The sequence below is a fragment of the Bacillus sp. FSL R12-0074 genome, from assembly GCF_038005725.1.
GTDB lineage: Bacteria > Bacillota > Bacilli > Bacillales > Bacillaceae_G > Bacillus_A > Bacillus_A mycoides.
Genome location: NZ_JBBOTR010000001.1, coordinates 4,903,851 through 4,916,954, shown reverse-complemented (window position 1 = coordinate 4,916,954; position 13,104 = coordinate 4,903,851). Strand labels below are relative to the sequence as shown.

General features: G+C 34.3%; 17 protein-coding genes and 1 riboswitch. Of the genes, 8 read left to right on the top strand and 9 right to left on the bottom strand.

Annotated features, from left to right (window positions below):
* Positions 1–2 precede the first annotated feature (2 nt).
* From NSS97_RS25740 to NSS97_RS25730, 3 genes are all read right to left on the bottom strand, one after another.
* Positions 3–1,283, bottom strand: a complete 1,281-nt coding sequence (locus NSS97_RS25740) for a purine/pyrimidine permease (protein WP_107887234.1) — start codon at positions 1,281–1,283, stop codon at positions 3–5.
* 127 nt (positions 1,284–1,410) lie between these two features.
* Positions 1,411–1,860 (bottom strand): cyanase, encoded by a 450-nt coding sequence (cynS, locus tag NSS97_RS25735; RefSeq protein ID WP_001081567.1) that lies wholly within the window; start codon positions 1,858–1,860, stop codon positions 1,411–1,413.
* Positions 1,861–1,891: 31 nt separating this feature from the next.
* Positions 1,892–2,473 carry a beta-class carbonic anhydrase gene (locus NSS97_RS25730; RefSeq protein ID WP_002129867.1) on the bottom strand — a complete coding sequence of 194 codons (582 nt, stop codon included), beginning with the start codon at positions 2,471–2,473 and terminating at the stop codon, positions 1,892–1,894.
* Between the two features lie 167 nt (positions 2,474–2,640).
* On the opposite strand from NSS97_RS25730, the gene NSS97_RS25725 reads away from it, so the two are divergent.
* A complete protein-coding gene (locus NSS97_RS25725) occupies positions 2,641–3,072 on the top strand; it encodes an Lrp/AsnC family transcriptional regulator (protein WP_002016035.1) in 432 nt (143 codons plus the stop codon).
* Between the two features lie 269 nt (positions 3,073–3,341).
* On the opposite strand, the gene NSS97_RS25720 is transcribed toward NSS97_RS25725, so the two are convergent.
* Positions 3,342–4,307, bottom strand: coding sequence for a DUF4822 domain-containing protein (locus tag NSS97_RS25720; protein ID WP_044439313.1), 966 nt, complete (start codon positions 4,305–4,307; stop codon positions 3,342–3,344).
* A 429-nt stretch (positions 4,308–4,736) separates the two neighbouring features.
* On the opposite strand from NSS97_RS25720, the gene NSS97_RS25715 reads away from it, so the two are divergent.
* Positions 4,737–5,171 (top strand): Lrp/AsnC family transcriptional regulator, encoded by a 435-nt coding sequence (locus NSS97_RS25715; RefSeq protein ID WP_002099310.1) that lies wholly within the window; start codon positions 4,737–4,739, stop codon positions 5,169–5,171.
* A gap of 39 nt (positions 5,172–5,210) precedes the next feature.
* Here NSS97_RS25715 and NSS97_RS25710 read toward each other — a convergent pair whose 3' ends face one another.
* From NSS97_RS25710 to NSS97_RS25700, 3 genes are all read right to left on the bottom strand, one after another.
* Positions 5,211–5,768 carry a cysteine hydrolase family protein gene (locus NSS97_RS25710; protein ID WP_033707919.1) on the bottom strand — a complete coding sequence of 186 codons (558 nt, stop codon included), beginning with the start codon at positions 5,766–5,768 and terminating at the stop codon, positions 5,211–5,213.
* 282 nt (positions 5,769–6,050) lie between these two features.
* The gene (locus NSS97_RS25705; RefSeq protein WP_002129863.1) at positions 6,051–6,290 is read right to left on the bottom strand and encodes a DUF896 domain-containing protein; all 240 of its coding nucleotides are present in this window, start codon (positions 6,288–6,290) and stop codon (positions 6,051–6,053) included.
* A gap of 134 nt (positions 6,291–6,424) precedes the next feature.
* On the bottom strand, positions 6,425–7,072 hold the full coding sequence (locus NSS97_RS25700) for a nitroreductase family protein (RefSeq protein WP_341114356.1): 648 nt from the start codon (positions 7,070–7,072) through the stop codon (positions 6,425–6,427).
* Positions 7,073–7,236: 164 nt separating this feature from the next.
* Between NSS97_RS25700 and NSS97_RS25695 the strand changes: the two genes are divergently transcribed.
* The 4 genes from NSS97_RS25695 to NSS97_RS25680 all read left to right on the top strand — a co-directional run bounded on the left by NSS97_RS25695 (position 7,237) and on the right by NSS97_RS25680 (position 9,117).
* Entirely contained in the window at positions 7,237–7,593 is a 357-nt protein-coding gene (locus NSS97_RS25695; protein ID WP_016121030.1) for a winged helix-turn-helix transcriptional regulator, read from the top strand.
* A gap of 71 nt (positions 7,594–7,664) precedes the next feature.
* Positions 7,665–8,069, top strand: coding sequence for a phosphate-starvation-inducible protein PsiE (gene psiE / locus NSS97_RS25690; RefSeq protein WP_044439305.1), 405 nt, complete (start codon positions 7,665–7,667; stop codon positions 8,067–8,069).
* Positions 8,070–8,206: 137 nt separating this feature from the next.
* A complete protein-coding gene (gene speG, locus NSS97_RS25685) occupies positions 8,207–8,722 on the top strand; it encodes a spermidine N1-acetyltransferase (RefSeq protein ID WP_107887237.1) in 516 nt (171 codons plus the stop codon).
* A 182-nt stretch (positions 8,723–8,904) separates the two neighbouring features.
* Positions 8,905–9,117: a DUF3955 domain-containing protein gene (locus NSS97_RS25680; RefSeq protein WP_181295495.1), complete on the top strand. Its 213-nt coding sequence runs from the start codon at positions 8,905–8,907 to the stop codon at positions 9,115–9,117.
* A gap of 292 nt (positions 9,118–9,409) precedes the next feature.
* Here the strand turns inward: NSS97_RS25680 and crcB (NSS97_RS25675) are convergent, their stop codons facing one another.
* Positions 9,410–9,766 (bottom strand): fluoride efflux transporter CrcB, encoded by a 357-nt coding sequence (crcB, locus tag NSS97_RS25675; protein ID WP_002167412.1) that lies wholly within the window; start codon positions 9,764–9,766, stop codon positions 9,410–9,412.
* Positions 9,763–10,167 (bottom strand): fluoride efflux transporter CrcB, encoded by a 405-nt coding sequence (gene crcB, locus NSS97_RS25670; RefSeq protein ID WP_002143706.1) that lies wholly within the window; start codon positions 10,165–10,167, stop codon positions 9,763–9,765. The genes crcB (NSS97_RS25675) and crcB (NSS97_RS25670) overlap by 4 nt, the downstream gene beginning before the upstream one ends.
* Before the next feature lie 54 nt (positions 10,168–10,221).
* Positions 10,222–10,281: riboswitch (Fluoride riboswitch) on the bottom strand.
* 219 nt (positions 10,282–10,500) lie between these two features.
* Here crcB (NSS97_RS25670) and NSS97_RS25665 point away from each other — a divergent pair.
* Complete coding sequence (locus NSS97_RS25665; protein WP_002167413.1) at positions 10,501–11,559, top strand: endonuclease/exonuclease/phosphatase family protein; 1,059 nt, start codon at positions 10,501–10,503, stop codon at positions 11,557–11,559.
* A 34-nt stretch (positions 11,560–11,593) separates the two neighbouring features.
* Positions 11,594–13,096, top strand: coding sequence for a DUF4077 domain-containing protein (locus NSS97_RS25660; RefSeq protein ID WP_107887239.1), 1,503 nt, complete (start codon positions 11,594–11,596; stop codon positions 13,094–13,096).
* Positions 13,097–13,104 lie beyond the last annotated feature (8 nt).

Sequence of the window (13,104 nt, the reverse complement as noted above, 5' to 3'; positions counted from 1 at the left end):
TTTTACTCTTTCCAAAACTGTTCCAATAGAATGACAAGCATGGTACCCACAAGTAATCCATTACTTAAAACATATTGTAAGGAAGAAGGAATTCCGCTAAATGCACTTTCTGGGAGAAACATCATTCCCAAACTGATTAATAATGAAATTCCTAATATAGTTAATCGGCGTTGATTTAATTCTTCACGTAAAATGGATTGAAATGAAATGCCTATTACTTGGACAAATGTTGCTAAAAGTGCGGCATTAGCAATAGGACCTGGTAGCAAGGATATAAAGTTTACAATTGAAGGAATAAAAGAAATTCCTGCTAATATAAGACTTGCTATAAGGAACGACTTCACTTTTCTTTGTCCTGTTAGTTGAATAAATCCTGCTGATGCAGGTAATGGTACAATTCCAATTGTAGAAAACAACGACGAGATAATATGCGATATACCTCCGGCCCACACGCCGCGGTTCAGTATTTGCTTTTCATTTTCTTTAGATAACGGAGCCACTTGTTTTACAGCCGAAATAGCAGCGATTGTATTTGCAACTAAAAGAAATGTAAATAAAGTTGCAGTTAGAGCCATTCCAATATCTAATCTAGGTGTGCCCCAAGAAAATAGCTCTGGTAACTTAACTAACGGTGTGTGTGAAGGCATATGAGATGATTTTCCTAATACAGCATACAAAAGCCAACCACATGAAATTCCAAGTAACACAGCGTAACTTTTCATCCATCCGTTCCCTTTAATTGATAAGAAAGTAATAAGGGCAAAAACAAAGAGCGAAATAGCAGCCGTTGTATAATCAGGATGAGTTACAGCTCCTTGTAATCCCATCATTCCTTTTAGTAACACACCACTAAGCTGAAGAGATAATATTAAAAGAAAAGTTCCTGTAACCAAGGGTGTAAATAAACGTAGAATTCGATGAACAAGCCCTGTTATACCAAGGACGAAGAGTAATATACCTGCAATAATTAATCCACCTTCTAAAAGTTGTAATACATCCTTTGCACTTTGTCCCTGATGCATAGCGACTTGTCCCAATATGACAAATATACTTACCCATGAGCCGGCTGGCCCATCCGCTATGGGATAGCGATGCCCAAACCATGCTTGTATAAATGAACTTACTCCTACAACTAAAAAAGTTCGTTGCATTAATGTTGAGATATCTTCTATTGATAAATGGAATATGCCACCAATAATGATCGGCAATGCAATTGCATTTGCTAATAAAAACACAAACCACTGTAGAATGCTAAAGCTCGTATCGACGTATTTTTTATTCATATTATTCTCCCTTGTATAAAAAGAATCTCATAGTAAAAATCCATCCTTTCTACACAGCTAGATTAAAAAGGATGGATTTTGTAAATCTATAAAATCACTTTAATTATATAGATAGATTTTTAATTAATTACCATGTACGGAACGGTAAGAATTTCCCGTTAAGTGTAATCACGATACGAGGGTCGCCACCTTTTGGATCTTCTTGTGTGTCCACACCTAGATTGAAGTTAATTGCACTCATTACACCTTCGCCAGCTTTTTCTAGAATCAATTCTCTAAGAGTTGGTGCGTATTGTAACATCATTTCATATAATCGATATAAGATTGGGTCAGTAGGAGGCATTTGCATTACTTGACCTCTAAGTGGAACTACTGTTAATGCTTGAACTACTTCTTCATCTAATTCTAATAGTTTACCGATTTTTTCTGCTTCTGGACGTGTCATTGTAGCTTGTCCTAATAACGCTGTTACAACCCAAGTCTCAGAGTTTTCACTTACTTTTGAAATTTCTTCCCATGTTAAACCTTTTGCAATTTTTGCTTCCATAATTTTTTGCGTAGCTTCTTGTCTATTCATATCTAATAACTTCCCTTCATTTAAGTAATAATTAATTTTTCATACCATTTAATGCTTTATATCCATCAACTATTAAATCTAATTTACCTGTGTGAGGATCAATAACTAAACCATGTACAGGAACATCTTTTGGAATAAGTGGATGATTTCTTACTAAATCAACATTAGCTTGAGTTGAACCGTTGACATCATCGAATCCAAATAACCATTTTTCAAGGTCAACACCAGCATATTCAATCGCTGATAAAATTTCTGGTGAAGCTACTCCACGATCTAATATTTTTTGAAGTGTTCCTTTTGGATTAGTTTGGCTCGCACCACATCTTTGGTGTCCGATAAGGAAGATTTCATCTGCATTTAGATCATATACTGATGCGACAACACTTTGCATAACACTATCGAAAGCAGAGGCAATTTTACCACCTGCATTTCTGATAACTTTTGCATCACCATCGTGTATATCTAAAGCTTTTGGAAGTAGCTCAATTAAACGAGCGTCCATGCAAGAAACAACAACCATACGTTTTTTAGGCAGTTTTGTCGCTTCACGAGGAGCGTATTCTTTATTTTCTACAAATTGTTCATTGAACGATAAAATCTCTTGTAATAACATATTTGTAACCGCCTTTAAATCTAGATGTATTTTTTTGTTGCGTCCTCTGTGTTATAAGTAAATATAACTGATAAACAATGTGATGTAAGAGGATAAACTAAGTATAGTGAATTGTATCGACAAGCAGAATAAGTTGGCGAAACACTTTCTGACTTTCTACTTTCACGATGAAAGGATTGGTTTATATCATTGATCAAACAGATTTTGAGATACTGAAATTATTAGGAGAAAACTCAAGAATACAATGGAAAGAACTTGGTCAAAAAATACATATGACGGGGCAGGCTGTAGGAAATCGAATTCGAAGATTAGAGGATTTAGGGATTATTGAACAATATACAATCGCAATAAACCGAATCAAATTAGGACAAGTAGTGACTGCATTTGTTACTTTATTCGTAACAACAGCTAATCATCAAGAGTTTATGAATTTCTTTCAAAAAGAAGAAGGGATTTCTGAAGTAGACCGTATAAGTGGTGAGGGATGTTATTTATTAAAAACACATTTTGCTTCTAATGAAGAATTGGATAACTTTCTGGGGCGACTATTAAAGTATGGGAATTATCGTGTTAACTTATCAATAGGAAAGCTAAAATAAGATTTCTTTTTTTGAGGTTATAGTAACATTATTTGCTAAACCTTATTTGTATAGAGATAATAAAATTTTCATCTTAAATAGTCGGAGCCTTACTACAATTTATGTGTAGTAAGGCTTTTTAAAGCTGTTAAAAAAATGAGAGATATTATATTCAACAATAGTGCTGAATTGTTGAGGGGAATATAAGACAATTTTTTTCAAGGGAATCATAAATGATTTTTCTTTAAAAAAATCCTGCAGCTCAGTACAGGATTTGTAATCAAACGTTTTTAAAAGCTAAATTGTGGTTTTATATCATCTTTATAAGGCTCATGTTCAACGAATATAGTTATGTCTTTACCCGCTTGGTCTTTACCAGTTCTTTTATACGTAAATTTCTTATTATTCAGTTCAGTAAGTTCAAGAGCCGCACCATATTTATTATTTCCAATTGAAACATGAGCTCTTATTTTATTTTCATGTACAACATCGAAGTAGCCATAATCACCGCGGCTTTGACCTGTTTCGCTATTGAAGAACTCGTATTTATTAGACTTGTCATCAAATTTTGCTAGACTTATAAAATTCGAATTAAACTGCGTTACATCATTACCGGCTTCATCTAATACCTTTGTTCCATGCCAAAGGGTTCCGCCTAAAATTTTATCTCCATCCACGTTTTTAACGATATCACCTGTAGTAGAGTTTAGCTGCTTATCCGGATCCGTGAAAGAAAGCTCTTTTTCTTTATATGGAACATGTTCAACGAAAACTTCTACATCTTTACCGTTAGCATCTTTCCCCATTCTTTTATAGGTAAATACATTTTTATTTAGCTTTGTCATGTCAACAACAGCTTGATACTTCATCGATTCTGAAATTAATATTCTTTTCTTCCCATCATTTGTGACAAAGAAAGTTCCTTTATCGCCACGGCTTGCACCAGTCTTAGCATCAAAAAATTCATATCTTCCTGACTTCGCATCATATTTTGCAAGACCAATGAAGTTTACATTTTCTTTCGTTAAGTCATTTTTATCTTTGTCATACACTCTTGTACCTTGCCAATTTGTCTCGCTAAGAATATTAGCCATTTTTTGCCCTTTAGTTAACTTATTTTCCTTTTTAGTATCTTTCGCAGCTTGTTCTTGTTTTTGTTTACTATGATTTTCTTCAGCTTTCGTGCCAGCGCAACCTGTTAATGCTAATGTGAATCCTAGCAGTATGGATGATAGTACTTTTGTTTTTTTATTCATTTTTATCGTCTCCTTATCGTATGATTTTAGTTAGTACGGTTTGCGATTATAGTAGCAGTTCGTCCTTCTAAATTTTTGTTATATGAAAAGATTCAGGTGGGAGCAACGAACTTAGTTACTACGTTTATCATGTTAATCCCCGAGTATAAACTCCCTCTAAATAAATCATTAAAAAAAGATAAACTAATTCCTAAAAAATTTTCATATTTATAAAAAACAATCGCTAGCTTACTGGATGGCCCTTTCGAACGCTTATCAATTTTTTTCTGATACCTACGAGTAATCGAAAAATACATAGTAAAGGAAGAAGGAAAGCTGTTAACAGTAATGTAATTCTTAATAGAATTAATCGAGTGTATTGTAAAAGTTTTTAAGATGAATTGTAGGGGAAATGATGATCTTATAGAAGGTGATTCCTATAGGAAGGGGATGTCCATGTTTGATTCAACAGATTTTAAAATTATAAAGTTACTACAAGAAAACGCTAGAATGAACTGGAAGGAAATTGGAGAGATAGTACATTTGACTGGCCAGGCTGTTGGGAAACGAATTAATAAATTAGAAGAGGCGGGTGTCATTCAAAAATATACGATAGATATCGACAGGGCTAAGTTAGAAGGGTCTATTATGACGTTTGTTACACTATTTCTGCATGCACCACATTATCATAATCAAATTCAAACTTTTTTTGAAAAAACGGACTTAATTACTGAAATGTATCGTATAAGTGGCGATGGGTGTTATATCATGATTCTTCACACATCTTCGCACCAGCAATTAGAAGAGACTCTTGCAGATGTTTTACATTATGGTGATTATCGTATAAATACTGTCATTAAGACAATCGAAAAAAAGAAAGAATAAGAGATTTATTCTTTCTTTTTTTTATGGAACTGTAATTCTTTATTTGCTCTTGTTTATAAAACAGTTTGCCGACATGATTTTCGCATAAATATCACCAAACTCTAACGAACTCATGAACGATTGATGAGCGTGTACTGCGGGGATCAGATTTCCTTGAAATTCTAAATCTCTTGTTGTACAAGCATCTTCAATTACAACACATTGAAATCCTAAATCACTGGCAGCACGTACTGTTGCATCAATACATACATGAGTCATCATACCGCAAATGACTAGTTGATCTATTTTTTCTTTCTTTAATGTTTCAAATAAATTGGTTCTTAAAAAACTGTTAGGGTGATGTTTTTGTATGACTCTTTCGTTAGCAATTGGCTGTACATCATCATGAATTTGAACACCTACTGTTTCAGGTAAGAAGAAAGTAGCTCCTTCATTGTTCGCAATATGTTGTACGTGAATAACTGTTTTATGTTTTTCACGAAATACTTTCAAGACTTCTTTCGCTTTTTGTGCGGCTTTTTCAGGTTGATGTAATTCCATATTGCCGCCTTCAAAGTAATCATTTTGTATGTCGACTAATAGTAACGCTTCGTTCATCATTAATCCCCCCACAATTATTTATACAGCAAGTTATTTGTACTGTACCGTTATTATATAAATTGCAACTATGTGGAAGTAATAACGTCATGAAAAGATTTTGACGTATATGGTTTCATTGTGAAAAAGCTAAAGGATGCAAAGAAAAGATGGGGACAATTTGTTTGTGTTTTTTTGATTTAGAAACAGAAAGTGGATGGGGAAGTAGATATTAACTTAATGATGCATCTAAGCAAACGTACTATTAGATGAATCATTAAGTAACAAAGGAGCTGGGTATTTTCATGCGTTGTTATCTGTGTTTAGTGATAGCTTTTGTTGCTCTTTTAATTTTTCAGGAGTCACGTCATTTCCTAAAGGATCTAATATTTTTAATCCTGTAACAGTGGTGTTGATTTGACCGCGAATAATTTGAAGATACTTCTCGCGTAATTCTGTGCGCTCATTTAATTCTGTTTTTGTTAAACCTTCTTCTTTTTGTTTTTTAGCTAATTCATTAATTCGATTTAAAACTTCAAGCATTGTTTTCTCCGCCTTTCTTTTTTGTATTATTCGATTAGGTTGTAGTTTTGCATTATGATTATGGTTGCTACCATCATAGTTTCGTTAATAGTGTTTATCGTACTTTCATTCCAAAAGTACGATAAACACTGTGATTAAAACTCGCCATTCCAAGACGTTACTTCATCTACAGTTAATCGAACTGTTGGGAATCCTGGCTCTTTTGCTTTGCCTAATGCAATCATTAAGACGTCAGTTAAGTTTTCTGGAACGTTAAATGCTTTGCGGAATTCTTCAACGTTATAGCCAAGCATTGGGACTGTATCGTATCCTCTCGCTTTTGCAACAAGCATAAATTGCATAGCTAGCAAACCACCGTCAAGCATTTGCCATTCTCTTTTTCCTTGTTCGCTTACAGGTGCATAAAACTCACGAATACTGTTGTTCAGTCTGTTTTTAATTTCTTCTGTCATGAATCCAGCAGCAGCTGCACGTTCATTCACTTTATTGATATGTTCGAATTCATGGGCATTATTTTCGCTTAAAATTACGATCATAGCGGATGCTTCTAGCACTTGTGGTTGATTTAAAGCAATTGGATGAAGTTTCTCTTTTAAGTCTTGATCTGTAATTACCATGAAACGCCATGGGTTTAAGTTGGAACTACTTGGTGCTAGCATTGCTTCTTCTAAAAGTTCTTTAATTTCTTCATCAGAGATTGTAACTGAAGGATCATAAGAGCGAACGGAACGGCGCTCACGAATCACATCATAAAAATTTGCAGTACGATTTTCTTTTTTCATTTTAAAATACCTCCACTAATTTAATGCTCTGTTATAAGTTGCTTACATGCATCATTATGGTATAGTACAGATATTATGAAAAGTACGCACTTTTCCGTGATATAGACACCATCTCGTGACATAGGCACGAGAAAGTGCCTATCAAAATACAGAAGGAGTTCAATATGAAAAAAGAGTATAACAATAGAATTGAAGTCGTTTTGGATGTGATCGGAGGTAAGTGGAAATCCCACATTTTATATCATTTAACAAGCGGACCGACAAGAACGGGTGAGTTAAAACGATTGGTAACTGGTATTACACAAAAAATGCTTACTGAGCAATTGAAAGAGCTTGAAAAAGATGGGCTTGTGTCTAGAAAAGTATATAATCAAGTACCACCGAAAGTTGAGTATTCTCTTACAGAACAGGGAGAATCATTAAAAAAGGGTTTGAAGGTGCTTTGCGATTGGGGAAGCGATTATATTAAGCATAAATATCCGAATGGTGAAGTAATCGTGAAAGAGGACGATCATATATGATTTAACATTTCTGTAAGTATAATTTTGCTATAATGAATAAGTACTTACACGAAAGGGAGCTAAAAGAGAAAATGAAGTCATTTAATATCGATCATTATATAGCTAGCGTTTTACAGTGGATATTAAATATAGCGTTAATCATATTATCCATTGTTTTATCAATCTTTTTAATTAACGAGACGATTACTTTTGTTCAATACATATTTTCAGCGAAGAAATACACACCGTATAAGTTAGTTGAAAGCATCATTGTCTACTTCTTATACTTCGAGTTTATCGCATTAATTATTAAGTATTTTAAATCTAATTATCATTTTCCGTTACGGTATTTTATTTATATCGGGATTACGGCTTTAATTCGATTAATTATCGTGTCTCACGATGAACCGATGGAGACGTTGTTATATGCAGGGTCTATTCTTGTTTTAGTCATTTCTTTATACATATCAAATATGAGGGATTTGAGAAAAGAGTAGTGCAGACATAAGTTTGCACTACTTTTTGTACCTTGACCTTCAAGTTACTTGAAGGTTTACAATGTAATTAGGACGTTTGAAATCGAAAAAAATTGAGAAATTAAGTGAAGAGGTTATTTTACTTGGAGGTTATAGAAATGAGTCAGGAATTAAAGTTACGTCCTTTAGAACGGGAAGATTTAAAGTTCGTGCACGAAATTAATAATAACGCACATATTATGTCTTATTGGTTTGAAGAGCCGTATGAGGCTTTTGTAGAACTACAGGATTTATATGATAAACATATCCACGATCAAAGTGAACGCCGTTTTATCCTGGAGAAAGATAATGAGATGGTTGGATTAGTTGAGTTAGTGGAAATTGATTATATTCATCGAAGAACTGAATTCCAGATTATTATTGATCCGAATTATCAAGGACATGGTTATGCAGCGGAAGCGACGCGTTTAGCGATGGATTACGCTTTTTCTGTATTAAATATGCATAAACTCTATTTAGTTGTTGATAAAGAGAATGAAAAGGCTGTACATGTTTATAAAAAGGTTGGATTTATGGTAGAAGGAGAACTTCTCGACGAGTTTTTCGTTGATGGAAACTACCATAATGCGATAAGAATGTGCATGTTCCAGAAGGAATATTTTAGAACGAAATAATGGAGTGAAAAGGCTATAGACGATCATTGTCTATAGCCTTTTTTCATTGTATTTAACAACAACTTTTTATTGTAAAACAATAAAAAGTTGTTGACTTAAAATGTTAGTGGGCTTATTATGATGGTATTGAGAATAGTAAAAAGGAATGCAGATAAATTAATTGTGAAATCAAAGGAGAATATATTATGAAAAAATATTTATTAGCTTCTAGTCCAATATTTTTAGGAGTGTTATGCATCATTATGTTTAATGTAATTGGTTCGGAAGTAAAACCAGACGGAACTTTAGTGGAGCCATTTTACTTAATTCCGTTAGCATATTTATTTACCTTCACTGGAATTGTTGCAATTTTGTTTGTGGCTCTTTTCTCGGTGCTTCGAAAAAAGACAGCGTAATAAAACACTTGCCATGAAATAGAAACATACGATAGGGAAGAAAAATAAAAAGTGAGCTGAATCATGGTGAATCATTATTGTTATCCTGAAAGACAAGTAGGATCGGCTATTACTTTGGCAGGAGCAAAGAAGTTAGGTGGGAGATCAACTGCCCGTAAACGCCCGATTGGTGAAGGCTAATAATCAGTGGGTAAGAACAAAACCCCCACTGATTAAAGTTTCACTTTATTTTCCATTCCATATGGCGGGACATACTTCTTATGAAAGAAAGCGACTCAATAGAGTCGCTTTTTTATATTCCACCGAGCTTCATTCCAAGGAATGCGAATAGGATACCAATTATGTAAGTAGTACTTAAATATAAAAGGAATGTGTAAATTTTTTTGCGATTGAGAAGCTGAATGGACTCTAATTTAAGTGTCGAAAATGTGGTGAATGCGCCCATAAATCCAGTTCCTAATAATAATTGCCATCCTGTAGAGACTCCGTTGCCAATTATATACCCGAGTAAAAATGCTCCTGTTATATTAATAAGGAATGTAGCAATTGGAAAGGGTGTTTTATTTCTTTTTTTAAACCAATTGCTAATTGCAAATCGTGTAATCGCACCGAAAAAACCTCCAGTTGCCACTAATAAAGCTTCCATCATAAGTGATCACCCTCCGTAAGTGATTTCTTAATTAAGAAATCACCTAGTGTATAGCCAAGTCCAGACATAATGAGACCGCCAAGTATGCTACATGATACATATAAGAAAGCCGTGCTCCATTCAGAATGATTGATTAATTGCACAGTTTCTACACTAAATGTTGAAAACGTCGTAAAGGAACCGATGAATCCAGTCCCGATGCCTGTGATAACCTCTGAAGGTAAGATGTTTAGCCGGGCGATATACGTAGTTAGCCATGCTAATAAGAAGCAGCCGGCTAAGTTAATGAGTAATGTAGCTAATGGAAAAGAATGATGCCAAAATGTATGAATAGTAAGACCTAAATAATAACGAGAAAGGGCTCCTAATATACCGGCTATACCGACGATAATATAAATCAAATTCCTCACCTCTTTAAATAGCTTGCTCAAAAAAATAGACTCCTACCAGTAGTTATACTGGTAGGAGTCATTAGCTAAGCAGCGGTTATGGCGAACTCCATCGCCCATGATTATTACATATAGTGTACTAAACATTGCGTTTAATTTCCAGTAGAGAAGTTGGTGCATTTTGTATTTATATAATAGTTTAAGATAAGGAATCCTTACTTATAAACTAAATATAGTGATATAAGGTTTTCAGTGTGATAAAATATTTCGTATGTCTATCATTTTTTTATTTAACTGAAAATAAAGAAAAGTAAAATCGTATGTTTTAGAAAAGGAGTCGTTTGTTTGAAAAAGTTATTAAAAATAGTACTTATATGTATTTTAGTAGGTGTGGGAGTTGTAGGTGGTTTTTTAGCTTATATGACACTTACAAAAGAACAGCCGGCTGATGTTATAAGCTTGAAGGTGGAAAACAATAAGGAGCGCGTAATTGCGCATGAAAATGAATTTAAAGTTACAACATTTAATATTGGATATGCTGGACTAGATAAGGATCAAGACTTCTTTATGGATGGGGGAAAAGGGTCTGGTTCAAGTAGTAAAGAACAAACGGAAACTAACTTAAAGAATATGCTTTCGTTTTTACAAAATGAGAATAGTGATTTTGCGCTATTACAAGAAGTAGATATAAAATCAATGCGATCATTTGATGTAAATGGGCATGAATTTTTGAAAAAAGGACTGCCTGATTATACTTCTTCGTTCGGAAAGAACTATGATACAAAATGGGTTCCTGTACCAATCACAAGTCCAATGGGATATGCTGAAGCTGGATTAAGTACATTTTCTAAATATACGGTTCAAACAGCGAAGAGATTTCAGCTTCCTGGAATGGAGCCGTGGCCAAAGCGTTTATTTGATTTAGACCGAGCGATTGTTGAACATAAAATTCCTGTTAATAATGGGAAATTTGTTAGACTCGTAAATTTACATTTGTCTGCTTATGATGAAGGCGGAAAAATTAGAAAGCAGCAAGTGGAGTATTTAAAAGAATATATGAACAAGCATTATAAAAATGGTGATTATGTAATAATGGGCGGAGACTGGAATCAATTAATTTCTAACGCTCAGTTAAGTGATCCGAAGTTCGTGAAAGAGCGTCCTGAGTGGTTAGTAGAGTTACCAAAGGACTTTACTGATGGTGGCTTTAAGTGGGCTGTAGATCCGTCTGTTATGACTGTGAGAGATGATGTGAAGAAATATGTGGAAGGTGAAAATTTCGTCACGATTATTGATGGCTTTATCGTTTCACCGAATGTTGAAATTGTAAATGTACAAGGGAAAGATTTGAAGTTTGAAAATAGCGATCATAACCCAGTGAGTGCGGTATTCAAGCTGAAGTAATCGATACGTATGAGTAGAAGGTGGGGCTTCATATATGGAGTGGTTAAAGAGAACTTGTTTTTCTAACCTTGAGAAAGAATCACAGAAAAATCATTTATTGCTATTTATCACGATGTGTAGTTTCTTCCTTGGGATAATCGCGATTGGGTATTACGGATATATTTTTACAGAGAGAGCAATAGCATTTTGGATGTGTGGTATTTCTATCGTAGTATTTGGAACGCTGCTTACTTTTATAGAAAGTATGGAAGCAATGTATAAATACATCATGACATGTATGCTACTTATTATGTCTTTCATTATGGTACAAGCATTTAATGAAAGCCCAGCTGTATTTCAAATGGTCTATTTTACATTAGCGGTTTCACTTATTTATTTGAGTGAACGTCTTATTTTAATTCTTGGCGGGGTAGCAGTTGTTGTTACATTTATACTTTGTAGTTATTGGCCAAATCAATTTTTTGCGTATACAGCGTCATCTGAAGCTGCAAATTTCGCAAGCTTGTTAGCGATTGTAACGATTGCAATGTGGGGTGTAACGAAGATTGGTTCTAATCTGTTGGCTCGTTTAAGTGATGAGAAGCAAGCGGTGATGAAGAAAGCTCAGGAGTTAGAAGAAACGCAAAGGCTTATTGAGAGAACAGTTGTGAAACTAGATAGTAATTTCAATCATTTAAGACAAAATATGAATACATCGATGGAGTCAATGAGTGAAATTAACTTTGCTTTTGAAGAAGTAGCAGTGGGAACTCAATCGCAATCAGAGATGATGTCACGTTCAGTAGAAGTATTGAATGATATGGAGGGAAATATTGACCAAATCATCTCTCAAGTAAGAAATGCGTCGATGCGTGTTGATAAAAGTTTGGAAATCTCAAAGGGTAGTGTAAATACTTTAAGAAATTTTGAAGCTAACATGAGAAGTTTAAATGATGTTGTTTCACAATCAGGAACGATATTTAGAGAATTAATGACACAATCGAAACAAATTAATGAAATTGTAGATGTAATAACGAATATTTCAAGTCAGACGAGTTTGCTAGCTTTAAATGCAAATATTGAAGCTGCAAGGGCAGGCGAGCATGGAAAAGGTTTTGCTATTGTAGCGAATGAAGTATTAAAGCTTGCTGAAGAATCGAATCGTTCTGCGGGGAGAATTCAAGGAATTTTGAAGGAGTTTAGTAATCAAGCAAGTAAAGTAGAAGTGCAGGTAGAGAAGTCAGAAAGAGTACAAGAAGAATGTAACGAAATGTTAGCAAGTGTTTTGACGAATGTAACGGATTTAGGGAAGTTTATTGATGCGATTAATGATGTAATGAGGGAGATTGTTGGTCATCAAGAAAGTTTCCAAGCTAAAACGACGAATATCGTAAAGGACGTTACACATGCTTCTAACGTAATTCAACAAACTTCTGCAGCTACGGAAGAAGTGTTAGCGAGTGTTGAAGAAGAAAAGCATCGAAATGATATATCGGTGAAGACGTTACATACTGTTAGCGAGCAAGTGAAGTTGCTAGAAGATATTTTAGAAAAGTAATATCTCTT

Excerpts from the sequence above, each read along its gene's own strand:
- NSS97_RS25725 (WP_002016035.1), top strand. The coding sequence starts at position 2,641 with ATGAAAGGATTGGTTTATATCATTGATCAAACAGATTTTGAGATACTG.
- NSS97_RS25730 (WP_002129867.1), bottom strand. The coding sequence starts at position 2,473 with ATGTTATTACAAGAGATTTTATCGTTCAATGAACAATTTGTAGAAAAT.
- NSS97_RS25710 (WP_033707919.1), bottom strand. The coding sequence starts at position 5,768 with ATGAACGAAGCGTTACTATTAGTCGACATACAAAATGATTACTTTGAA.
- crcB (WP_002167412.1), bottom strand. The coding sequence starts at position 9,766 with ATGATGGAAGCTTTATTAGTGGCAACTGGAGGTTTTTTCGGTGCGATT.
- NSS97_RS25700 (WP_341114356.1), bottom strand. The coding sequence starts at position 7,072 with ATGAAAAAAGAAAATCGTACTGCAAATTTTTATGATGTGATTCGTGAG.
- NSS97_RS25715 (WP_002099310.1), top strand. The coding sequence starts at position 4,737 with ATGTCCATGTTTGATTCAACAGATTTTAAAATTATAAAGTTACTACAA.
- psiE (WP_044439305.1), top strand. The coding sequence starts at position 7,665 with ATGAAGTCATTTAATATCGATCATTATATAGCTAGCGTTTTACAGTGG.
- NSS97_RS25720 (WP_044439313.1), bottom strand. The coding sequence starts at position 4,307 with ATGAATAAAAAAACAAAAGTACTATCATCCATACTGCTAGGATTCACA.
- NSS97_RS25740 (WP_107887234.1), bottom strand. The coding sequence starts at position 1,283 with ATGAATAAAAAATACGTCGATACGAGCTTTAGCATTCTACAGTGGTTT.
- speG (WP_107887237.1), top strand. The coding sequence starts at position 8,207 with ATGAGTCAGGAATTAAAGTTACGTCCTTTAGAACGGGAAGATTTAAAG.
- NSS97_RS25705 (WP_002129863.1), bottom strand. The coding sequence starts at position 6,290 with ATGCTTGAAGTTTTAAATCGAATTAATGAATTAGCTAAAAAACAAAAA.
- NSS97_RS25660 (WP_107887239.1), top strand. The coding sequence starts at position 11,594 with ATGGAGTGGTTAAAGAGAACTTGTTTTTCTAACCTTGAGAAAGAATCA.
- cynS (WP_001081567.1), bottom strand. The coding sequence starts at position 1,860 with ATGAATAGACAAGAAGCTACGCAAAAAATTATGGAAGCAAAAATTGCA.
- NSS97_RS25695 (WP_016121030.1), top strand. The coding sequence starts at position 7,237 with ATGAAAAAAGAGTATAACAATAGAATTGAAGTCGTTTTGGATGTGATC.